This window comes from Pseudomonas sp. NPDC087614 (genome assembly GCF_044743485.1).
Taxonomy (GTDB): Bacteria; Pseudomonadota; Gammaproteobacteria; order Pseudomonadales; family Pseudomonadaceae; genus Aquipseudomonas; species Aquipseudomonas baetica_A.
On sequence record NZ_JBIUWN010000026.1, the window covers coordinates 26290 to 47010 of the forward strand.

18 protein-coding genes and 1 pseudogene (1 of these 19 only partly in view) are annotated in these 20721 nt (G+C 60.1%); 9 read left to right on the forward strand and 10 right to left on the reverse strand.

What is annotated here, in order from left to right; translation table 11 throughout:
* Both choW and ACIOWA_RS12420 read right to left on the reverse strand, forming a co-directional pair.
* Window positions 1-631, reverse strand: a pseudogene (gene choW / locus ACIOWA_RS12415) (choline ABC transporter permease subunit) (it extends 213 nt beyond the left edge of the window).
* 66 nt (window positions 632-697) lie between these two features.
* The gene (locus tag ACIOWA_RS12420) at window positions 698-1645 is read right to left on the reverse strand and encodes a choline ABC transporter substrate-binding protein (protein ID WP_339430282.1); all 948 of its coding nucleotides are present in this window, start codon (window positions 1643-1645) and stop codon (window positions 698-700) included.
* A gap of 425 nt (window positions 1646-2070) precedes the next feature.
* On the opposite strand from ACIOWA_RS12420, the gene ACIOWA_RS12425 reads away from it, so the two are divergent.
* On the forward strand, window positions 2071-3447 hold the full coding sequence (locus ACIOWA_RS12425) for an L-serine ammonia-lyase (protein ID WP_221731181.1): 1377 nt from the start codon (window positions 2071-2073) through the stop codon (window positions 3445-3447).
* 523 nt (window positions 3448-3970) lie between these two features.
* Window positions 3971-5074: a GlxA family transcriptional regulator gene (locus ACIOWA_RS12430; RefSeq protein ID WP_221731180.1), complete on the forward strand. Its 1104-nt coding sequence runs from the start codon at window positions 3971-3973 to the stop codon at window positions 5072-5074.
* Window positions 5075-5186: 112 nt separating this feature from the next.
* Here ACIOWA_RS12430 and ACIOWA_RS12435 read toward each other — a convergent pair whose 3' ends face one another.
* The 5 genes from ACIOWA_RS12435 to choX form a co-directional block, all read right to left on the reverse strand.
* Entirely contained in the window at window positions 5187-5450 is a 264-nt protein-coding gene (locus ACIOWA_RS12435) for a hypothetical protein (RefSeq protein WP_339430280.1), read from the reverse strand.
* Window positions 5451-5759: 309 nt separating this feature from the next.
* Window positions 5760-6236: a thioesterase family protein gene (locus tag ACIOWA_RS12440; RefSeq protein WP_401160037.1), complete on the reverse strand. Its 477-nt coding sequence runs from the start codon at window positions 6234-6236 to the stop codon at window positions 5760-5762.
* Window positions 6237-6363: 127 nt separating this feature from the next.
* Window positions 6364-7329 carry an L-carnitine dehydrogenase gene (locus tag ACIOWA_RS12445; RefSeq protein WP_339430278.1) on the reverse strand — a complete coding sequence of 322 codons (966 nt, stop codon included), beginning with the start codon at window positions 7327-7329 and terminating at the stop codon, window positions 6364-6366.
* Window positions 7330-7385: 56 nt separating this feature from the next.
* Window positions 7386-8273, reverse strand: a complete 888-nt coding sequence (locus ACIOWA_RS12450) for a 3-keto-5-aminohexanoate cleavage protein (RefSeq protein WP_401160039.1) — start codon at window positions 8271-8273, stop codon at window positions 7386-7388.
* A 74-nt stretch (window positions 8274-8347) separates the two neighbouring features.
* Window positions 8348-9292 (reverse strand): choline ABC transporter substrate-binding protein, encoded by a 945-nt coding sequence (gene choX, locus ACIOWA_RS12455; protein WP_401160041.1) that lies wholly within the window; start codon window positions 9290-9292, stop codon window positions 8348-8350.
* Between the two features lie 207 nt (window positions 9293-9499).
* Between choX and ACIOWA_RS12460 the strand changes: the two genes are divergently transcribed.
* The gene (locus tag ACIOWA_RS12460; protein WP_339464477.1) at window positions 9500-10444 is read left to right on the forward strand and encodes a GlxA family transcriptional regulator; all 945 of its coding nucleotides are present in this window, start codon (window positions 9500-9502) and stop codon (window positions 10442-10444) included.
* Window positions 10445-10583: 139 nt separating this feature from the next.
* Here the strand turns inward: ACIOWA_RS12460 and ACIOWA_RS12465 are convergent, their stop codons facing one another.
* From ACIOWA_RS12465 to ACIOWA_RS12475, 3 genes are all read right to left on the reverse strand, one after another.
* A complete protein-coding gene (locus tag ACIOWA_RS12465; RefSeq protein ID WP_401160043.1) occupies window positions 10584-11000 on the reverse strand; it encodes a DUF3010 family protein in 417 nt (138 codons plus the stop codon).
* Between the two features lie 28 nt (window positions 11001-11028).
* Window positions 11029-11352, reverse strand: a complete 324-nt coding sequence (locus ACIOWA_RS12470) for a helix-turn-helix domain-containing protein (RefSeq protein WP_064589571.1) — start codon at window positions 11350-11352, stop codon at window positions 11029-11031.
* A gap of 103 nt (window positions 11353-11455) precedes the next feature.
* A complete protein-coding gene (locus tag ACIOWA_RS12475) occupies window positions 11456-11857 on the reverse strand; it encodes a lysozyme inhibitor LprI family protein (RefSeq protein WP_401160045.1) in 402 nt (133 codons plus the stop codon).
* 234 nt (window positions 11858-12091) lie between these two features.
* Here ACIOWA_RS12475 and ACIOWA_RS12480 point away from each other — a divergent pair, with 234 nt between their 5' ends.
* The 6 genes from ACIOWA_RS12480 to ACIOWA_RS12505 all read left to right on the forward strand — a co-directional run bounded on the left by ACIOWA_RS12480 (window position 12092) and on the right by ACIOWA_RS12505 (window position 19858).
* The gene (locus ACIOWA_RS12480) at window positions 12092-13069 is read left to right on the forward strand and encodes a dipeptidase (protein ID WP_194935229.1); all 978 of its coding nucleotides are present in this window, start codon (window positions 12092-12094) and stop codon (window positions 13067-13069) included.
* A gap of 78 nt (window positions 13070-13147) precedes the next feature.
* On the forward strand, window positions 13148-13678 hold the full coding sequence (locus ACIOWA_RS12485) for a DUF5943 domain-containing protein (protein ID WP_003194877.1): 531 nt from the start codon (window positions 13148-13150) through the stop codon (window positions 13676-13678).
* Between the two features lie 15 nt (window positions 13679-13693).
* Entirely contained in the window at window positions 13694-15754 is a 2061-nt protein-coding gene (gene dgcA / locus ACIOWA_RS12490; protein ID WP_339430272.1) for a dimethylglycine demethylation protein DgcA, read from the forward strand.
* A gap of 154 nt (window positions 15755-15908) precedes the next feature.
* Entirely contained in the window at window positions 15909-17858 is a 1950-nt protein-coding gene (gene dgcB / locus ACIOWA_RS12495) for a dimethylglycine demethylation protein DgcB (protein ID WP_401160048.1), read from the forward strand.
* Entirely contained in the window at window positions 17858-19078 is a 1221-nt protein-coding gene (locus ACIOWA_RS12500) for an electron transfer flavoprotein subunit alpha/FixB family protein (RefSeq protein ID WP_339430270.1), read from the forward strand. Before dgcB ends, ACIOWA_RS12500 begins: the two co-directional genes overlap by 1 nt.
* Before the next feature lie 9 nt (window positions 19079-19087).
* Window positions 19088-19858, forward strand: coding sequence for an electron transfer flavoprotein subunit beta (locus ACIOWA_RS12505; RefSeq protein ID WP_339430269.1), 771 nt, complete (start codon window positions 19088-19090; stop codon window positions 19856-19858).
* Window positions 19859-20721: the final 863 nt, after the last annotated feature.

Genomic DNA, 20721 nt, shown 5'->3' on the forward strand with positions numbered 1-20721 from the left:
ACAATCTCACAATCTATACATACACTACAATCATACAAACAAGATTGCGACGCGAGCAGCCGAAGGCTTTGCCGGCGTCCATCAGTTCTTGCGGGACATCGCGGATGCCCAGGTAAGTCAGGCGGATCGGCGCTGCGATGGCGAACACCACCGTGGAGATCAGGCCCGGTACCACGCCCAGCCCGAAGAGGGTCAGGGTAGGAATGAGGTAAACGAAGGTGGGTACGGTCTGCATCAGATCGAGAACCGGACGCATCAATGTGTAGAACATCGGTTTGTGCGCGGCGACGATGCCCAACGGCACGCCGATGACCACGCAAACCAGGGTTGCGAACATGACCTGGGCGAGGGTTTCCATGGTTTCCTGCCAGTACCCCAGATTGAGGATCAGCAGGAAGGATGCAATCACAAAAGCAGTCAGTCCCCATTTGCGCTGGATGAAATGGGCGAGTACGGCGATGAGGCCGATCAAGACAAAAGGGTTGAACCAGGTGAGCGCAAACGTCACGCCGTGGATCATCGTTTCCAGTGTCACGGCGATTGCGTCGAATGTATTGGCGCCGTGGTCGGTCAACCATTCAACGAAACCCGCGATGTACTGGCCTAAAGGTATTTTCTGATCAATCAGCATGGTAGTGAACGTCCGCATGCAAGGAATAAACAGTCCGGGCGAGCGCACTCGCCCGGCATAAGGCGATTACTGCGCGAGCTTGGCTTTCACGGCCGCAAGGCCTGGTTTACCGTCAATGGTGGTCACGCCAGCGAGCCAGGTATCGAGTATCTGTGGATTTTTCTTCAGCCAGGCTTTGGCTGCTGCTTCGGGCTTCATCTTGTCGTCGAGAACATTGCCCATCAGCTCACTTTCCATGTCGACGGTGAACTCCAGGTTCTTCAGCAACTGGCCGACATTGCTGCACTCTTCGACATAGCCCTTGCGGGTGTTGGTGGCCACGGTGGCGGCGCCGAAATCCGGGCCGAAGAAGTCATCGCCCCCGGTCAGGTATTGAATATGGAAGCGTTTGTTCATCGGGTGGGGTGCCCAGCCCAGGAATACGACCGCGGTGTCACGTCTCTGGGCGCGATCGACCTGCGACAGCATCCCCGCTTCGCTGGATTCCACGATTTTGAAGCCGGCGTCTTTCAGGCCGAAAGCGTTTTTGTCGATCATGCTCTGGATCAGACGGTTACCGTCGTTGCCTGGCTCGATGCCGTAGATCTTGCCGTCGAGTTCTTTCTTGAATTTGGCGATGTCGGCAAAGTCATGCAGACCTTTGTCGTACAGGGCTTGCGGCACGGCGAGGGTGTATTTGGCGCCCTTGAGGTTGGTGCGCACGACGTCCACGGTACCGGCATCGCGGTAGGCCTTGATGTCGTTTTCCATGGTCGGCATCCAGTTGCCGAGGAAAATGTCCATGTTCTTGCCGTCGGCCAGGGACTTGTAGGTCACCGGTACGGAAATCATGGTGGTCTTGGTTTTGTACCCCAGTGCGTCGAGTACGACGCTGGTGGTGGCGGTTGTCACGGTGATATCGGTCCAGCCGACATCGGAGAAGTTGACGGTGCTGCATTGTTCCGGTTCTGAAGCCTGGGCCAGAAGAGGAAGACTGAGCATGGCGGCCAACAACAACGAGGGGGAACCTTTCATGGGGGGACTCCTGAGTGTTTTTTGGGCGGTGTTCCGACGGGATACCCGCACTTATGAATGTTGCGGTCGGTAGGTGCGTGAAACGTGTTCTGACACGCAGCCTTGCAATCAAGTCGTAAATGATCATGTACCAGTGCATATCGGACGCCTACAGGTAGGGTCGCATCCAGTACAGGCGTGGTCGCATCTAGTGTCGGTAACGTCGCTTACAGCTTTTTTCCACCCATTGACGGCTCCCTGGGCCACTAAAAAGCGAGTGGATAGAGCCTCACCGACACACGGCGTTAGTGGACAAGACTACGTCGGTGTCAGACGTCAACCTTACGGCAAAAACCGGAAGATGTGCGAATTCCGGCGTCAAGCGTAGTTGCTGCGCCGCCCGGCGCAGCCGTGTCGGGACGTGTTTGAACTTGAGATATTCGCCCATGGCAATCAGCGTTTTCGACCTGTTTAAAATCGGCATTGGCCCTTCCAGTTCCCATACTGTGGGCCCGATGCGCGCCGCTGCTCTGTTCGTGCAAAGCCTGCGAGAAAAGGCCCTGCTCGATGACGTTCGGCGTGTCGAAGTTCAGCTTTATGGATCGCTGTCGGCCACGGGTATCGGCCATGGCAGCGACAACGCGGTGATCATGGGATTGATGGGCGAATGGCCTGATGCAATCGATCCCGCACAGATTGGCCCGCGCATCCAGGCGCTACGCGAAACCGATACGCTCTTGCTGGACGGTCGCCTGACGGTACCCTTTGTCTGGGCCCGGGACATGCGTCTGATCGAGGAGAACCTGCCTTTCCACCCCAACGCCATGACGCTGATCGCCGAAGGTGATGGCGCTACCCTGCATCGCGACACCTATTACTCGGTCGGTGGCGGTTTTGTCGTGGATGAGGCGCAAGCCTGCAGCGGTGTGGTGGATCTGGATCGCACCGAACTGCCCTATGACTTCTCCAGTGCCGTGGAGTTGTTGGCGCTGTGCAAGCAACACAACTTGCGCGTCGCCGACTTGATGATGGCCAACGAAAAGGTCTGGCGCAGCGAAGAGGAAATCCGCGCCGGGCTGATGAAACTCTGGCGAGCGATGCAAGATTGCGTCGAGCAAGGCCTCAAGCACGAAGGCATCCTGCCTGGTGGGTTGAATGTGCGTCGGCGTGCGGCGAAGTTGCATCGCAGCCTGCAGGAATTGAACAAGCCCAACGTGATCGGCTCGACGCTGAGCGCGATGGAGTGGGTCAACCTGTTCGCCCTTGCCGTGAATGAAGAGAACGCGGCGGGCGGGCGGATGGTCACGGCGCCGACCAACGGTGCGGCGGGGATCATTCCGGCGGTGCTGCACTACTTTATGAAGTTCAGCGAAGCGGTCACCGACGCCAACGTGGTCGACTACTTTCTGGCGGCGGCGGCGGTGGGGATTCTGTGCAAAAAGAACGCGTCGATTTCCGGTGCCGAAGTCGGTTGTCAGGGCGAGGTCGGGTCGGCCTGTGCGATGGCGGCGGCAGGGCTGGCGGAGATTCTTGGCGCTTCGCCTGAGCAGTTGTGCAACGCGGCGGAAATCGGCCTGGAACATAACCTCGGTTTGACCTGCGATCCGGTAGGCGGCCTCGTCCAGGTGCCGTGCATCGAGCGCAATGCGATTGCGGCGGTGAAGGCGATCAACGCCGCGCAAATGGCGTTGCGTGGCGATGGTCAGCACTTCATCTCGCTGGACCGGGTGATTCGCACCATGCGTGATACCGGTGCCGACATGCATGACAAATATAAAGAAACATCGCGCGGTGGGTTGGCGGTCAGCGCGGTTGAGTGCTGAAACCGAGTGGCTTCAATCGTTAGCAGGCTAGCGACCACAGTCGATTCGTATCGATCAGAAAACCTGTGTAAACCAACCTGCCGGCGATTGGGCCAGACCAGTCAAAACTGCGCGCTAAATGAACACGGTTAAGCAAACACGCCACCTTTTGGCGCGTCGCAATCAGATAAGAGTCTTTCCCACCTGTAACAGGCAATCAGCACACCCTACCGTCCGTCACCTGTGCCTGTGGTGACACTCCTGTGCAACGGCGCGCAGCCCCGTTCCCACAAGTGATACCGATCTGCTCACAGGCAACGGAGCAGAGCTTTGCCCCTCGCTGATGGCACTTCCAAGCACCCTTCGCCGGAGGTCTCATATAGACGCGTCGTGATGTCGTTTTCAGGAGTTATTGAATGGCCATTCAATTTTAGGCATGGCAATTGCTCTGTCATAACAAAGCCCGTCTCCCACTCGAGAACGCTGGCAAAAACAAGAGCCTCCGCCTGAGGCCTTCACCCGCTTTGTGTGAGGAGATACCGCGATGACGTCGTTCAACTCAGGGGCTCAACCCCAGAACCGTGCGCCTCAATCCATCGGCTTTCTGCTGCTGGACAATTTCACGCTGATTTCCCTGGCCTCTGCGGTTGAGCCGCTGCGCATGGCCAATCAGTTGTCCGGTCGTGAACTGTTTCGCTGGAGCACCCTCACCGTCGATGGCGGCCAGGTGTGGGCCAGTGACGGCCTGCAAATCACGCCCGACGCCTCGATGCACAAAGCGCCCCCGCTGGACACCGTGATTGTCTGTGGCGGTGTCGGTATCCAGCGCACCGTGACCCGTGAGCACGTCTCCTGGCTGCAAAGCCAGGCGCGTCAGTCGCGTCGTCTGGGTGCCGTGTGCACCGGCAGTTGGGCCTTGGCCTGCGCCGGGCTGCTCGACGGTTTCGATTGCAGCGTGCACTGGGAATGCCTGGCGGCAATGCAGGAAGCTTTCCCGCGCGTGGCCATGAGTACTCGCTTGTTCACCCTCGACCGCAACCGCTTCACCAGCTCCGGCGGCACCGCGCCGCTGGACATGATGCTGCACCTGATCAGCCGCGATCACGGCCGTGAACTGTCCGCCGCGATCTCGGAAATGTTCGTCTATGAGCGCATCCGCAACGAACAGGATCACCAGCGCGTGCCGCTCAAGCACATGCTCGGCACCAACCAGCCGAAGCTGCAGGAAATCGTCGCGCTGATGGAGGCCAACCTTGAGGAACCGATCGACCTCGACGAACTGGCGGTGTATGTCGCCGTGTCCCGTCGTCAGCTCGAGCGGTTGTTCCAGAAATACCTGCACTGCTCGCCGTCGCGTTACTACCTCAAGTTGCGTTTGATTCGTGCCCGGCAACTGCTCAAGCAGACGCCGATGTCGATCATCGAAGTGGCTTCGGTGTGTGGTTTCGTCTCAACGCCGCACTTCTCCAAGTGCTACCGCGAATACTTCGGCATTCCGCCGCGTGACGAGCGCGTTGGCTCCAACACCACCCAGCAGGTGGCGATGATGCAGTTGCCGCAGGCGATGGTGCTGTCGCCGCTGTCGGGGCCGATGTCGGCGTTGAGTCAGGCGCGTAATGAATCGACGTTTGCCAGCGTAAGGCTGTAAACCGAGTCATCGTTCATCGCCAGCAGGCGGGCTTCCACAGGATGGATGTCGATCACAAAAATGTGGTCAGACACAAAAACTGTGGGAGCCCGCCTGCTGGCGATTGGCTTGTTCAGGCGCTGTGGGTCTGTTGGTAGTGTGCCAATGCCGGCAACAACTGTTTGTCGATGGCTTGGCGCACAGCCGGCTGGATGCTCGCGCCGCTGGTGTACATGTCCTTGACCATTTTGCGCAATTCGAACGCCCGAGCATTGTCCAGACCCATTACGGCGAATTCACATGCCTGCTCGGCCGTCGAGCCGACCGGCACCTGTAATCCCAATGCCTTGAGCTGTCCCAACAGGTCTTCCTGATCGATCAAATCGGCAAACATCATGAGGCGAATCCTTCTTCAGCAACGGAGGTCGTGACTCGATTCTGGTAGGCAAGGGGAGGGACGGCAAGGGCGATTTGTCGCAGTGGCTGCTACGACTATGAACGGGTCGTTTTCGGCTAACTCGTTGTCAAAGGGAGTGGGCAAACTGGCTTCAGCTTGCAACACGACGGTTTGGTCACCCTCGCACGGCAGCTCCTCAACAGTACCCTCAGCCCCGATCCTGTCACGGCTTGTATCGGGGCTTTTTTTGCCTGTCCGTCAGTGAAACCGATCTGCGCAGCAAGCGCTCATCTCGCTCGATAATGGGTTTTACCGGGCCGGTGGCAGGGCAATGACGCGGCCGATGTAAGCGGGAGCGGGCAGGTCGGCCTGCTCGGCGACGATGGCTTGCAGACGGCTCAAGGTGTCCGCGCTGAACGGCGCCGAGCGCGGGCCGGCGAGGTCGACGTGCAGCAACATCTGCTCATTGCCGGCCAGCTCCTGGTCTTCCCCGACTTTGTGCAGGCTGTGATAGAGATGCAGGCGTTTGCTGTCGTGACCGATGATTTGCGTGCGTACTTCGACGTCGGTGTCGAGCTTCACTTCGTGCAGGTAGTTGAGGTGCAGTTCCAGGGTGAACAGCGAGTGGCCGCTGGCTTCGCGGTGGTTGCTGTCCATGCCGAGGCGATCCATCAGGGCGTCGGTGGCATAGCTGAAGATCAGCAGGTAGAAAGCGTCGCGCAGGTGGCCGTTGTAGTCGACCCAGTCGGGGATGATGCGGGTTTGGTAGGTGGTGAGGCTGGGCATGGTGTCAGATCCAACATTGATAGTGGCTGGGCTGCCGTCTTCGCGAGCAAGCCCGCTCCCACATGGGAATGCGGTCATCTGTGGGAGCGGGCTTGCTCGCGAAGGGGCCGGAACTGTTGAGCAAGGATTATTCGCTGAAACTCATTCCATGCTTCTCCTTGGTAGTCCTCACCGCCTCCAGCACCGCCAGCAGGCAATCATCACGATAGCGCTCCAGTGCCGAAATGCTGTGGCTGCCCAACTGATCGCTGGTGCCATCGACCACATCGTCAATCAACTTGTCGGTCAACTCCGGTGCCGGCAGATACGTCCATGGCAACTGCAACGCCGGGCCGAATTGCGACATGAAGTGACGCATTCCGGCATCGCCACCGGCGAGGGTGTAGGTCAGGAAGGTGCCCATGAACGACCAGCGCAGACCGGCGCCAAAACGAATCGCGTCGTCGATCTCGCCAGTCGTCGCCACCCCGTCGTTGACCAGGTGCAGCGCCTCACGCCACAGCGCTTCGAGCAGACGGTCAGCGATGAATCCCGGTACTTCCTTGCGCACATGCAGCGGACGCATGCCGAGTGATTCGTAGACTTTCATTGCCGCTTGTATAGCTTCCGGTGCGGTGTTCTTGCCACCGACCACTTCCACCAGCGGCAACAGGTAAACCGGATTGAACGGATGGCCGACCACGCAGCGTTCCGGGTGGATCGAACTCTCGTAGAACTCGCTCGGCAACAGGCCCGAGGTGCTGGAGCCGATCAGCGCATTGGGCTTGGCGGCCGAGCTGATTTTGCTGTGCAGTTGCAGTTTCAGTTCAAGGCGTTCCGGAGCGCTTTCCTGAATGAAATCCGCGTCGCGCACGCACTCCTCGATGGTCGCGACAAAGCGCAAGCGATCCTGCGACGCGCCCGGCGCCAGGCCGTTTTTCTCCAGCGCCCCCCAGGCATTGGCCACGCGTTTGCGCAGCGCCGCTTCAGCGCCGGGCGCCGGATCCCAGGCCACGACATCGAGGCCGTGGGCGAGGGCGCGGGCGACCCAGCCACTGCCGATGACACCGCTGCCCAGCGCGGCGAAGGTTTTGATTTCGGTGATAAAGCTCATGGTCACATCCTGAATAATTCGTAGAAACCTGTGGAAGCGGGCAAATGAGTGATGATTTATCCGCGCGGGGTCAGGCCCATTTTTTTCCGGCCCTCGGCCGGGGTCAGGACCCTGGCGCCCAAGCGGCTGAGTATCTCGGTGGCACGCTCAACGAGTTGACCGTTGGTCGCCAGCACGCCTTTGTCCAGCCACAGGTTGTCTTCCAGCCCGACCCGCACGTTGCCACCCAGCAGCACCGCTTGCGCGGCCATCGGCATCTGCATCCGGCCGATACCAAACCCGGCCCACACCGCGTCCGCCGGCAGGTTGTCGACCATGGCTTTCATGGTGGTGGTGTCGGCCGGCGCGCCCCACGGAATGCCCAGGCACAGCTGGAACAGCGGGTTATCGAGCAAGCCTTCCTTGATCATCTGTTTGGCGAACCACAGGTGACCGGTGTCGAAAATTTCCAGCTCGGCTTTCACGCCCAACTCGGTGATGCGTTTGGCGCCGGCGCGCAGTTGTGCCGGGGTGGAGACATAAATGGTGTCGCCGTCGCCGAAGTTCAGGGTGCCGCAATCGAGGGTGCAGATTTCCGGCAGCAGTTCTTCGACGTGGGCCAGACGAGTCAGCGGGCCGACCAGATCGGTGTTCGGGCCGAACTCCATCGGCTTCTCGCCAGCGCCGATTTCCAGATCGCCACCCATGCCGGCCGTGAGGTTGACGATGATGTCGACGTCAGCCTCGCGGATGCGCTCCATCACTTCGCGGTACAGCGCCACATCGCGACTGAACTTGCCGGTCTGCGGATCGCGGACATGACAGTGCACAACGGTGGCGCCAGCCTTGGCCGCTTCCACGGCGGCGGCGGCAATCTGTTTTGGGGTGACCGGTACGTGGGGGCTCCTGGCGGTCGTGTCGCCAGCACCGGTGAGTGCGCAGGTGATGATGACGTCGTGGTTCATGTGTCGGTTTCCTTCAGGCGTGATGGGGCTGTTCGCAGCCCTTTGCGGGCTGCGAAACGGTGATTCAGGGGGCTTTATTTGCTGGTCAGTTGCAGGTTTTCAGCGGCCGGTTTGCCGTCGAAAGTGGTCACACCTTCAAGCCAGCGCTGTTTGTCTGCCGGGTGATCCTTGAGCCATTGCTTGGCCGACTCGAAGGCGTCCTTGTGATCGAGCAGCGGTTGCATCATCCGGCTCTCGTCTTCAGCGGTGAACGTCAGATTGCTCAGCAGGCGACCGATGTTCGGGCACTGTTCGGCGTATTTCGGCGCGGTGACGGTCCACACGGTGGCCATGCCCTCGTTCGGGCCGAGGGCGTCATTGCTGCCGGTGAGGTAGGTCATCTTGACGTTGACGTTCATCGGGTGCGGCGCCCAGCCGAAGAACACCACGGCTTCCTTGCGACGCACGGCGCGATCGACGGCGGCGAGCATCCCCGCTTCACTGGACTCGACCAACTGGAACTTGCCGAGGCCAAACTGGTTTTTGGCGATCATCGCCTTGATCTGCGTGTTGGCGCCCGAACCCGGTTCGATGCCGTAGATCTTGCCGCCCAGTTCCTTCTCGAACTTGGCGATGTCGGCGAAAGTCTTCAGGCCCTTGTCAGCCAGGTACGTCGGCACGGCGAGGGTGGCGCGGGCGTCTTTGAGGCTTGGAGCGTCAAGGACTTTGACCTGGTTAGCCTCGACGAACGGGGTGATGGTCTGGGTCATCAGCGGGTTCCAGTAGCCGAGAAACAGGTCCAGACGCTGGTCGCGGATCCCGGCGAAGATGATTTGCTGGGACGCGCTGGTTTGTTTGGTGTTGTAGCCGAGGCCGTCGAGCAGGACCTGGGTCATGGCACTGGTGGCGATCACGTCGGTCCAGTTGACCACGCCCATGCGCACGTTCTGGCAAGACGCGGGTTCGGCGGCCATGACGCTGGCGCTCAAGAAAGCGGTACCGCTGAGTGCAAGAACGCAGCTGCTGATCAGTCGTTTCATGTCGGGTTCCTCGGCAGGTTGTTTATTGTGAGTTCCGGCGTCTGTTGCGCCGGTGATGCAAAGTTACGCAGCAACGCCCCCGTGAAAGCGCACTGCGGCGACTGGCACTTGCACTGTAGCGACCTGCGCGCTTGAACGACGACGACAATCGGCGTATCAACGAGCCACGCTACCCTCCCTCTCGTTAGCCGCGAATCGAGTGCGCACATGTCTCAGGATTTCTACTTTCTGCTGATGCCGGGGTTCTCCGCCATCGGCTTTATCTCGGCAATCGAACCGCTGCGGGTCGCCAACCGCTTTCGCGGCGAGTTGTACCGCTGGCATGTGCTGAGCGCTGACGGCGGGGCGGTACTGGCGAGCAACGGCATGTCGGTCAACGCCGACGCGGCGCTGGAACCGCTGAAGAAAGGCGCGACGTTATGGGTGGTGGCCGGGTTCGAACCACTGAAGTTCGCCACGCCGACGCTTGAACATTGGCTGCGGCGGCTGGACAACGAAGGCGTCACCCTCGGCGCCATCGACACCGGCAGCTTCGTTCTGGCTGAAGCGGGCCTGCTCGATGGCCATCGCCTGACCCTGCACTGGGAGGCCATTGACGCCTTCAAGGAATCTTATCCACAGCTCAGCGTGACCCAGGAGCTGTTCGAGATCGACCGTCGGCGCATCACCTCGGCGGGCGGTACGGCGTCCATCGACCTGATGCTCGACCTGATCGCCCAGGCCCATGGCCCGCAACTGGCAATTCAGGTCAGCGAACAATTCGTGCTGGGGCGCATTCGTCCGCGCAAAGATCACCAACGCATGGAAGTCGCCACGCGTTACGGGATCAACAACAAGAAACTGGTTCAGGTGATTGGCGAGATGGAACAACACAGCGAACCGCCGCTGACCACGTTGGCGTTGGCGGAATCGATCAAGGTGACGCGCCGGCAATTGGAGCGCTTGTTTCGGCTGCATCTGAACGACACGCCGAGCAATTTCTACCTGCGGTTAAGGCTGGAAAAGGCCCAGCAGTTGTTGCGCCAGACCGACATGAGCGTGCTGGAAGTGAGCATCGCCTGCGGGTTTGAATCGCCGTCGTATTTTACCCGCAGCTACCGGGCAAAATTCGCCCGCTGCCCCCGCGAAGACCGGCATACCGCCCAAACCTGAACGGGTGCACACGACACCCATGTGGGAGCGGGCTTGCTCGCGAATGCGGTGTGTCATTCAACAATGCAGTCGACTGACACGCCCTCTTCGCGAGCAAGCCCGCTCCCACATTTTGATCCTCTGTGCCGGGATGAACGGGTTACTTCTTGAGCAGCGCCGAACACGCAGCCTTATAAGCCTCATGCTGATACTTGTTCAGCGTCCCCGGCAGCTCGAAATTATGCTTCTTGGCCTGCGCATTGATCGTCTGTGGCGACAACAACGTCACTTCACAACCATCCAACAACTGAAACACACCCTCGATCTTGAACGTCGTTGGCCCACCGGCAAATTCGCCCTTCTTGCTGCGCTTCTTGATCGCAATCCGGTCAATCGAATGTTCGCGCACAAACGAGGCAACCTGCGCTGCGAAGCGTTTAACGTTTGCCGCCTCGTCATCATCCTCGAGGGCGATTTTCTTGGTGTTGAGCGCCACATGGCTCAGCGTTGCCCCGTCAAGGGAGGCCACGGCGATGATCGCTTCGCTGCCTTTGATTTCGATGCCGCAGATGTTCATGGGAATTCCTTTGAATGAAGAGGCCAGCCTACAACTCAAGCTGATTGGGCGTGATGCCAAACGCTGCTGCAATTTTCTCGCGGGTTGCCTTGCGTGGCTTCGCTACTGTTTCTTGTTGAGCGAACGCCGGCTGGGAAATTCCCAGACGTTTGGCCACTTCTTCCTGAGTCAGGTTCAGGTGTTCGCGCCAGGCACGGATCGGTGTCGCCCCGTCGACCATTCGACTGACCACCTCATGCGGGATCAGGTCGGGCTGCATTTTCTGTGCGACGTATTGAGCGTAGGGAATGACTACGAAGGCGGGGTTGCCCTCGGCATCGTTGATGATTTGGATGTCGGCAGATTGATTCATGGCGCTGGGAATATAAGTCTTTTATAAGATATTCGAATCTTTACTTATATTTTCCAGTCGGCCAATCCACAACGTTTGTCGGCATGTTGCCGAACTTCCAGAATCACTCCTGCCCAATCGACTCCAGAAACTCCGACCGTTCATCACTCATCCGCGCCACGCAGTCATTCTGCGCAATCTTGAACGCCTTGCTGCCCGCCGTCGCCGGGAACGCCTCCACCGCGCAATCCGCATCCCGGGTCTTCAGCCACTGCTGCTGGGCGGTTTTGAGTTTGGCGGTGATGTCAGCCAGTTGCGCCGGATTCTTGCCGTACGCCGTTTGCATGCGTTCGGTAAGGCTGGCGTAGTTGTCCTTGAGCAGGTCTTCGGCGGTGGTGCGGCTGTAGGTCGAGCATTCCAGGGTCTGGATGTCGTTTTCGACGGCGTCGCACGGGTTGTTGTCGGACTCTTCGGCGGCGTTTACGCCGGTCGCAATCAGGGCCAAAGCCAGGAAGATCGATTTCATTGATGTCGCCGCTCTTATCCAGTGGTGTTTGCAAGATGCGCCAGATTCTGGCTTAAGCGAGCAGGCTTGAACAGGTGGCCGTTCGGGGCGGTTAGTGACCCTTTGTCGCGGATTGACGCTTTCGGCAATTCCCCTGTCGTTTTTGCACCCGGTCGCCCCCGCACCGAGGCATATGCTGGCCCCAAAGCGCCGGCAGACGATTCGGCGCATGAATCGCCAATAAGGGGACGCCTGATGAGCCCAGCCGAATTACACGCCGACAGCATCGTTATCGACGGTCTGATCATTGCCAAATGGAACCGCGAGCTGTTCGAAGACATGCGCAAGGGCGGTCTGACGGCGGCCAACTGCACTGTGTCGGTGTGGGAAGGCTTTCAGGCGACCGTGAACAACATCGCTGCCAGCCAGAAGCTGATCCGCGAAAACAGTGACCTGGTGATGCCGGTGCGCACCACCGCCGACATCCGTCGCGCCAAAGAGCAGGGCAAGACCGGCATCCTGTTTGGCTTCCAGAATGCCCACGCCTTTGAAGACCAGATCGGCTATGTCGAGGTGTTCAAGCAGCTCGGCGTCGGCATCGTGCAGATGTGCTACAACACCCAGAACCTGGTCGGCACCGGTTGCTACGAGCGTGACGGCGGCCTGTCGGGTTTTGGTCGCGAGATCGTCGCCGAGATGAACCGCGTCGGCGTGATGTGCGACCTGTCCCACGTCGGTTCCAAGACCTCCGAGGAAGTCATCCTCGAATCGAAAAAACCGGTCTGCTATTCCCACTGCCTGCCGTCGGGGCTCAAAGAGCACCCGCGCAACAAGTCCGATGAAGAACTCAAGTTCATTGCCGACCACGGTGGTTTCGTCGGCGTGACCATGTTCGCGCCGTTCCTCGCCAAGGGCATCGATTCGACCATCGACGACTACGCCGAAGCCATCGAATACGTGATGAACATTGTCGGCGAAGATTCCATCGGTATCGGCACCGACTTCACTCAGGGCCATGGCCAGGACTTCTTCGAATACCTGACCCACGACAAGGGCTACGCCCGTCGTCTGACCAGCTTCGGCAAGATCATCAACCCGCTGGGCATCCGCACCGTCGGCGAGTTCCCGAACCTGACCGAAACCCTGCTCAAACGCGGCCACTCCGAGCGCGTGGTGCGCAAGATCATGGGCGAGAACTGGGTGAACGTCCTGAAGGACGTCTGGGGCGAATAAGCCACCGCACTTCTGAATCCTTTCCCTCGGCCGTCCGCGCCGAGGGCAACACACCAATTTTTCTGGAGTTAAGTTTCCATGGCCAAGATCGCCCCGCAATTGCCAATCGAAGTCGACAGCGAGACCGGTGTCTGGACCTCAGACGCCCTGCCAATGCTGTACGTGCCGCGCCACTTTTTCGTCAACAACCACATGGGCATCGAGGAAGTGCTGGGCGCCGACGCCTACGCCGAAATTCTCTACAAGGCCGGCTACAAATCCGCTTGGCACTGGTGTGAAAAAGAAGCTGAATGCCACGGCCTGGAAGGCGTCGCGGTGTTCGAACACTACATGAAACGCCTGTCGCAGCGCGGCTGGGGCCTGTTCAAGATCCAGGACATCGACCTCGACAAAGGCACCGCCAGCGTCAAGCTCGAACACTCGGCGTTCGTCTACGTCTACGGCAAGGTCGGGCGCAAGGTCGACTACATGTTCACCGGCTGGTTTGCCGGGGCCATGGATCAGATTCTGCAAGCCCGTGGCAGCAACATCCGCACCGTGGCCGAACAAGTCTACGGTGGCTCCGAAGAAGGCCACGATGACGGCCTGTTCACCGTCAAGCCGTTGTAAGTCGAGGAACCCGCCATGGCTTTCGAAGCAATGTTCCAGCCGATCCAGATCGGCAAACTGACCATCCGCAACCGCGTGCTCAGCACTGCGCACGCCGAGGTCTACGCGACTGACGGTGGCATGACCACCGACCGGTACGTCAAGTATTACGAAGAGAAAGCCAAGGGCGGCATCGGCCTGGCGATCTGTGGCGGTTCGTCCGTGGTCGCCATCGACAGCCCGCAGGAATGGTGGAGTTCGGTGAACCTGTCCACCGATCGCATCATTCCGCACTTCCAGAATCTGGCCGACGCCATGCACAAGCACGGCGCCAAGATCATGATCCAGATTACTCACATGGGTCGTCGCTCGCGTTGGGACGGCTTCAACTGGCCGACCCTGATGTCACCATCGGGCATCCGTGAACCGGTGCACCGCGCGACCTGCAAAACCATCGAGCCGGAAGAAATCTGGCGGGTGATCGGCAACTACGCTCAGGCCGCGCGTCGGGCCAAGGCCGGTGGGCTTGACGGCGTTGAGCTGTCCGCCGTGCACCAGCACATGATTGACCAGTTCTGGAGCCCGCGCGTCAACAAGCGCACCGACGAATGGGGTGGCACCTTCGAAGGCCGGATGAAGTTCGGTCTGGAAGTCTTGAAAGCCGTGCGCGCCGAGGTCGGTGACGACTTCTGCGTGGGCATGCGTATCTGCGGTGACGAGTTCCACCCGGACGGCTTGTCCCACGAAGACATGAAGCAGATCGCCAAGTATTACGACGACACCGGCATGCTCGACTTTATCGGTGTGGTGGGCTCGGGTTGTGACACTCACAACACCCTGGCCAACGTGATCCCCAACATGAGTTATCCACCGGAGCCTTTCCTGCATCTGGCGGCCGGGATCAAGGAAGTGGTCAAGGTGCCAGTGCTCCACGCACAGAACATCAAGGACCCCAACCAGGCCACGCGGATTCTTGAGGGGGGTTACGTCGACATGGTCGGCATGACCCGTGCGCACATCGCTGACCCGCACCTGATCGCCAAGATCAAGATGGGCCAGATCGACCAGATCAAACAGTGCGTCGGCGCCAACTATTGCATCGATCGCCAGTATCAAGGTCTGGACGTGTTGTGTATCCAGAATGCTGCAACGTCCCGTGAATACATGGGCGTGCCGCACATCATCGAGAAATCCACCGGACCGAAACGCAAGGTTGTGGTGGTCGGTGCCGGCCCTGCCGGGATGGAAGCGGCGCGCGTGGCGGCCGAACGTGGCCACGACGTGACCCTGTTCGAGAAGAAGGAATTCATCGGCGGGCAGATCACCACGGCGTCGAAAGCGCCGCAACGTGACCAGATCGCCGGCATTACCCGCTGGTTCCAACTGGAACTGGCACGACTGAAAGTCGACCTGCGTCTGGGCACCGCTGCCGATGCAGCGGCCATCATGGACCTGCGTCCGGACGTGGTCGTACTGGCAGTGGGCGGGCATCCGTTCCTGGAGCAGAACGAACACTGGGGCGCCGCCGAGGGGCTGGTGGTCAGCAGTTGGGACGTGCTTGACGGCAAGGTTGCGCCGGGCAAGAACGTGCTGGTCTACGACACCATTTGCGAGTTCACCGGGATGTCGGTCGCCGACTTCCTCGCCGACAAGGGCAGCCAGGTCGAAATCGTCACCGACGACATCAAACCGGGCGTGGCCATCGGCGGTACGTCGTTCCCGACCTACTACCGCAGCATGTACCCGAAAGAAGTGATCATGACCGGCGACATGATGCTGGAGAAGGTCTACCGCGAAGGCGACAAACTCGTCGCGGTGCTGGAGAACGAATACACCGGTGCCAAAGAGGAGCGGGTGGTCGATCAGGTGGTGGTGGAAAACGGCGTACGTCCGGACGAGGAAATCTACTACGCACTCAAAGAGGGCTCGCGCAACAAGGGGCAGATCGACGTCGAAGCGTTGTTCGCGATCCAGCCGCAGCCATCGCTGAGCACCACCGGTGACGGCTACTTGCTGTTCCGCATCGGCGATTGCGTGGCGCAGCGTAATACCCACGCCGCCATTTATGACGCCCTGCGGCTCTGCAAGGATTTCTGACGGCGAGCACAAAACCCTGTGGGAACGGGCTTGCTCGCGAATGCATTCTGTCAGTTCGACATGAGCTGACTGATCCAGCGCTTTCGCGAGCAAGCCCGCTCCCACATTAATGCAGACCGTGTTTCTCCAGGCTGTACTGGTGGGAGCTTCACCTATGTTGAACACCCTTCTTCCAATCCTGTTGTTCGCAGCCCTGGGCCTCGGTGTCCTCGGCGCGTTGCGGCGGGTAGCGATGTGGCGTCGTGGCCGGGCCTCTAAGGTCGACCTGATCGGCGGCCTGTTTGCCATGCCCAAGCGCTATATGGTCGATCTGCACCATGTGGTGGCGCGGGACAAATACATCGCCAACACCCACGTCGCCACGGCGGGTGGCGCGGTGGCGTCGATCGTGCTGGCGATTCTGGTACACGGTTTCGGCCTGCATAACCGCATTCTCGGGTATGCCTTGCTGCTGATGACGGCCGTGATGTTCGTCGGTGCGATCTTCGTTTACCTGCGTCGGCGCAATCCGCCGGCACGGTTGTCGAAAGGCCCGTGGATGCGCCTGCCGAAAAGCCTGCTGGCGTTCTCGGCGTCGTTCTTCCTGGTGACCTTGCCGGTGGCCGGGATTCTCCCGGAGAACTTCGGCGGCTGGATTTTGGCGGTGATTCTCGGCGTCGGTGTGCTGTGGGGCGTGTCGGAATTGTTCTTCGGCATGACCTGGGGCGGGCCGATGAAGCACGCCTTCGCCGGTGCCCTGCACCTGGCCTGGCACCGCCGCGCCGAGCGCTTTGGTGGTGGCCGTTCCACCGGTTTGAAGCCTCTGGATCTGAATGATCCAACTGCGCCACTGGGCGTGGAAAAACCCAAGGATTTCACCTGGAACCAGTTGCTCGGTTTCGACGCCTGCGTGCAGTGCGGCAAGTGCGAAGCAGCCTGTCCGGCCTTCGCCGCCGGCCAACCGCTGAACCCGAAAAAACTGATTCAGGACATGGTCGTCGGCCTTGCCGGCGGCACTGACGCCAAATTCGCTGGCAGCCCTTATCCGGGTAAACCGGTCGGCGAACACAGCGGCAATGCGCATCAACCGATCGTCAACGGTCTGGTCGATGCCGAAACCCTGTGGTCGTGCACCACCTGCCGCGCCTGCGTCGAGGAGTGCCCGATGATGATCGAGCACGTCGACGCCATCGTCGATATGCGCCGTCACCTTACGCTGGAAAAAGGCGCCACCCCGAACAAGGGCGCCGAAGTCCTGGAAAACCTGATCGCTACCGATAACCCTGGTGGTTTCGCTCCGGGCGGGCGGATGAACTGGGCGGCGGATCTGAGCCTCAATCTGTTGAGCGACAAGACATCCACCGACGTGTTGTTCTGGGTCGGCGACGGTGCTTTCGACATGCGCAACCAGCGCACCTTGCGTGCGTTCGTCAAAGTGCTGAAAGCGGCCAGGGTCGACTTCGCGGTGTTGGGCCTGGAAGAGCGCGACAGCGGCGACGTGGCTCGGCGTTTAGGCGATGAAGCGACCTTCCAGTTGCTCGCCAAACGCAACATCCAGACCCTGGCCAAATACCGCTTCAACCGCATCGTCACCTGCGATCCGCACAGTTTCCATGTGCTGAAAAACGAATACGGCGCCTTCGATGGCAACTACCTCGTGCAGCATCACAGCACTTACATGGCCGAAATCATCCAGGCCGGCGCGCTCAACCTCGGTCAGCACAAAGGCAACAGCGTGACTTATCACGATCCGTGCTACCTCGGTCGCTACAACGGCGAGTACGAGGCGCCGCGTGAAGTGCTGCGTGCCCTCGGTATCGAAGTCAAAGAGATGCAACGTTCCGGCTTCCGTTCGCGTTGCTGCGGCGGCGGTGGCGGCGCGCCGATCACTGACATTCCGGGCAAACAGCGGATTCCCGACATGCGCATGGAAGACATCCGCGAAACCGGCGCCGAGCTGGTGGCCGTGGGTTGTCCACAGTGCACGGCGATGCTCGAAGGCGTGGTCGAACCGCGTCCGTTGATCAAGGACATCGCCGAACTGGTGGCCGACGCGCTGCTCGAAGATGCCGCGCCAGGCAAGCCGACTACGCCGGCCAAACGTGAACCAGCGGAGGCCCACTGATGAGCGACATTATCCGCCGCGACCCACGCGCCGAATGGATTGCCCGTAACCGTCTGCACCCGCTGCACGCGGCCATGCAACCGGCGCAACATAGCTGGATGGGCCCAAACGGCGTCATCCGCAAGAACCTGCATGGCATCGGTTTTATCGGGCCGAACGGCCTCAAACGCATCGACCGCAGCGGCGCGCAGCAGGGCGGGGCGGTCAAACGTTCGGCCACGGTTGAAGTGCAATTGCCGCTGCACCAGGTACCGGCCCCGGCGTTCTACATCAGCGTGGTGCCGGACATGGTCGGCGGCCGTTTAAGCAGTCACGACCGCGACCTGCTTGGCCTCGCTCATCAATTGGCCGGCAACGACGGCGCGGTGCTGGCCGTGGTGTTTGGCGAACACAAGGAAAACACCTTCGCCACCGCGGGCGTCGATCGCTTGCTGGTGCTGGAAGGCGACCAGTTCAGCGGTTATGCACCGGAGCAACGGGTGCAGGGCTTGCGCGCTGTGGATAACCAGTTCAGTCCACGTCATTGGTTGTTGCCGGACAGCCGCACGGGTGGCGGCGAGCTCGGTCGGCGTTTTGCCGCCGCCTTGGGTGAGCGCCCGGCGACACGGGTGTGGCAGGTCAAGGATCAGGCGTGTATCGGCCGTGCCGGCGCAGGCCTGCAAGACCTGGCACGGCCGGTCGCACGCTTGATTCTGGCCTCGGCCGAATGTGCCGAACCGGTCAGCGAAACCCGTCATGAGGCCTTGCCGGTGGAGTTATCCACAACCGTTGCGCGCAGCCTGTCGCGCATCGAGGATCTGGGCGCGGTGGCGGTCGATCCGGCGGCGATTCCGATGGCCGAAGCGGAGTTCATCTTCTCTGGCGGCAACGGCGTCAAAGACTGGCAACTGTTCCACCAGACGGCCGCCGCCCTCGGCGCCACCGAAGGTGCATCACGGGTCGCGGTGGACGACGGCTTCATGGCGCGCGACCGCCAGGTCGGTGCGTCCGGCACCTGGGTTACGGCACGGGTTTACGTGGCCGTGGGGATTTCCGGGGCGATCCAGCACCTGCAGGGTATCGGCGCCTGCGACAAAGTGGTGGCGATCAACCTTGATCCCGGTTGCGACATGATCAAACGTGCCGACCTGTCGGTGATCGGCGAAAGCGCGCAGATTCTTCAGGCCTTGATCGCGGCGGTTGAGGCTTACCGCAACGACGCCAAGCGCGATGCGGCTTAAGGAACGGCTATGAACACAAAAATCATCAGTTTGGTTTCAATCGGCGCCCACCCGACCTCCGGCCGGCCACGCCGCGCCGAACAGGACGCACGCGCCGTGGAGCTGGGCCTGCAACTGGCTGGGGATAACCTGCAAGTGCTGCATGCCGGCGATGTTGCGGAACCGGCGTTGCGCGCCTATCTGGGCATGGGGCTTACACAGATGCATGTGCTGGAACAACCCGAGGGCGCCGATGCACTGCCCGCCCTGACCGCGTACCTGCGCGATGCCGGCGCGCAGGTGGTACTGACCGGCAGTCAGGCGGAAACCGGCGAAGGTTCGGGGATGTTGCCGTTTCTGCTGGCCGAGGGTTTGGGCTGGCCATTGGTGGTCGGGCTGGCGCAGGTCGAATCGATCAATGACGGCTCGGCGCTGGTGCTGCAAGCCTTGCCCCGTGGACAGCGGCGGCGGTTGAAGGTGAAGCTGCCGTTTCTGGCGACTGTGGATAACGCTGCACCGAAACCTCGGCAAAGCGCTTATGGTCCGGCGCGCCGTGGCGTGTTGAACGCCGAAGACGTGGAAGTGCTGGACGACGAACTGCTGGCCGTCGCCACGCTGCAACCGGCCAAGCCACGGCCCAAACGCTTGAAAGTGATCAAGGCCAAAAGCGGTGCGGACCGGATGAAAGCGGCCACGGCCAAGGCCAGTGGCGGTGGTGGGCAAGTATTGAAAGGCGTCACGGCGCAAGCCGGCGCCGAAGCCATTCTCAAACTCCTGATTGAAGAAGGCGTTGTCCGCTAGCCCCAATCTTCCAGACGCTGAACAACCCCTGTGGGAGCGAGCAAGCCCGCTCCCACAGGGGGCCAGCGTTCGTCAAAAAATATTGTCTGCCTGATGTTTACCCACAATCCCTGTTGGCGGATCTGTGGATAAGGTGTTCGCCCATCCCCACACCGCACACCAATCAAGCCCTGCAGCCATTCGTTCAAAAAACAACCAGTCTAAGTTGCGGTTTTTTCTGGGTTTTTCCCCTGAATAACTCAGCGAGTTGCCCCCAATCTCTGTTGGCGCTTCTGTGGATAAGATGTTCGCTATCCGCTGAAGCCTATACAAACCGTGGCTTGCGAAGATTTGATCAAAAAACAATCAATTCATCCGATTCCACGTAGAACTGCCACGAAAGCCTCGAAATGACACAGCCTCCAGCGCTTTTCCACAGATCGGGCAAAGTTACCCCCGAACTCTGTTGGCGCTTCTGTGGATAACGTGTTCGCCATCCTCTGCAGGCCATGTGAAACGTGCTCTACAAGGATGTGATCAAAAAACGATCAATCTGACGCGCAAACCGTGGTTCTGGATAAGTCACGATTTTTCTTCACAAATCAGACAGTTATTTTTCCAGTCATCCACAGTTGTCCCCATTTGCTGTGGGTGGCTGTGTGGATAACTTGTTCGCCAAACCCTGCAAGCCCCGCTGGCTATAGTCCAAATAGCAATTGATCAGATTTCATACAGGTCTAAGCCGTTGCCTTGACTTCGATCCGGCCCCTGTCTTCACTTTGATGGCACAAGGACAGCGACTACTTATCCACATCTGGTTCAGGGAGAACGCCTGATGGATAGCCATCCCCATCGATCAGCCCCCACCCCCCGCAAGTTCTGCG

Excerpts from the sequence above, each read along its gene's own strand:
- ACIOWA_RS12485 (WP_003194877.1), top strand. The coding sequence starts at position 13,148 with ATGGCCAAGATCGCCCCGCAATTGCCAATCGAAGTCGACAGCGAGACC.
- dgcB (WP_401160048.1), top strand. The coding sequence starts at position 15,909 with ATGTTGAACACCCTTCTTCCAATCCTGTTGTTCGCAGCCCTGGGCCTC.
- ACIOWA_RS12430 (WP_221731180.1), top strand. The coding sequence starts at position 3,971 with ATGACGTCGTTCAACTCAGGGGCTCAACCCCAGAACCGTGCGCCTCAA.
- dgcA (WP_339430272.1), top strand. The coding sequence starts at position 13,694 with ATGGCTTTCGAAGCAATGTTCCAGCCGATCCAGATCGGCAAACTGACC.
- ACIOWA_RS12435 (WP_339430280.1), bottom strand. The coding sequence starts at position 5,450 with ATGATGTTTGCCGATTTGATCGATCAGGAAGACCTGTTGGGACAGCTC.
- ACIOWA_RS12420 (WP_339430282.1), bottom strand. The coding sequence starts at position 1,645 with ATGAAAGGTTCCCCCTCGTTGTTGTTGGCCGCCATGCTCAGTCTTCCT.
- ACIOWA_RS12505 (WP_339430269.1), top strand. The coding sequence starts at position 19,088 with ATGAACACAAAAATCATCAGTTTGGTTTCAATCGGCGCCCACCCGACC.
- ACIOWA_RS12440 (WP_401160037.1), bottom strand. The coding sequence starts at position 6,236 with ATGCCCAGCCTCACCACCTACCAAACCCGCATCATCCCCGACTGGGTC.
- ACIOWA_RS12425 (WP_221731181.1), top strand. The coding sequence starts at position 2,071 with ATGGCAATCAGCGTTTTCGACCTGTTTAAAATCGGCATTGGCCCTTCC.
- ACIOWA_RS12465 (WP_401160043.1), bottom strand. The coding sequence starts at position 11,000 with ATGAACATCTGCGGCATCGAAATCAAAGGCAGCGAAGCGATCATCGCC.
- choX (WP_401160041.1), bottom strand. The coding sequence starts at position 9,292 with ATGAAACGACTGATCAGCAGCTGCGTTCTTGCACTCAGCGGTACCGCT.
- ACIOWA_RS12450 (WP_401160039.1), bottom strand. The coding sequence starts at position 8,273 with ATGAACCACGACGTCATCATCACCTGCGCACTCACCGGTGCTGGCGAC.
- ACIOWA_RS12475 (WP_401160045.1), bottom strand. The coding sequence starts at position 11,857 with ATGAAATCGATCTTCCTGGCTTTGGCCCTGATTGCGACCGGCGTAAAC.
- ACIOWA_RS12445 (WP_339430278.1), bottom strand. The coding sequence starts at position 7,329 with ATGAGCTTTATCACCGAAATCAAAACCTTCGCCGCGCTGGGCAGCGGT.
- ACIOWA_RS12460 (WP_339464477.1), top strand. The coding sequence starts at position 9,500 with ATGTCTCAGGATTTCTACTTTCTGCTGATGCCGGGGTTCTCCGCCATC.
- ACIOWA_RS12480 (WP_194935229.1), top strand. The coding sequence starts at position 12,092 with ATGAGCCCAGCCGAATTACACGCCGACAGCATCGTTATCGACGGTCTG.
- ACIOWA_RS12470 (WP_064589571.1), bottom strand. The coding sequence starts at position 11,352 with ATGAATCAATCTGCCGACATCCAAATCATCAACGATGCCGAGGGCAAC.
- ACIOWA_RS12500 (WP_339430270.1), top strand. The coding sequence starts at position 17,858 with ATGAGCGACATTATCCGCCGCGACCCACGCGCCGAATGGATTGCCCGT.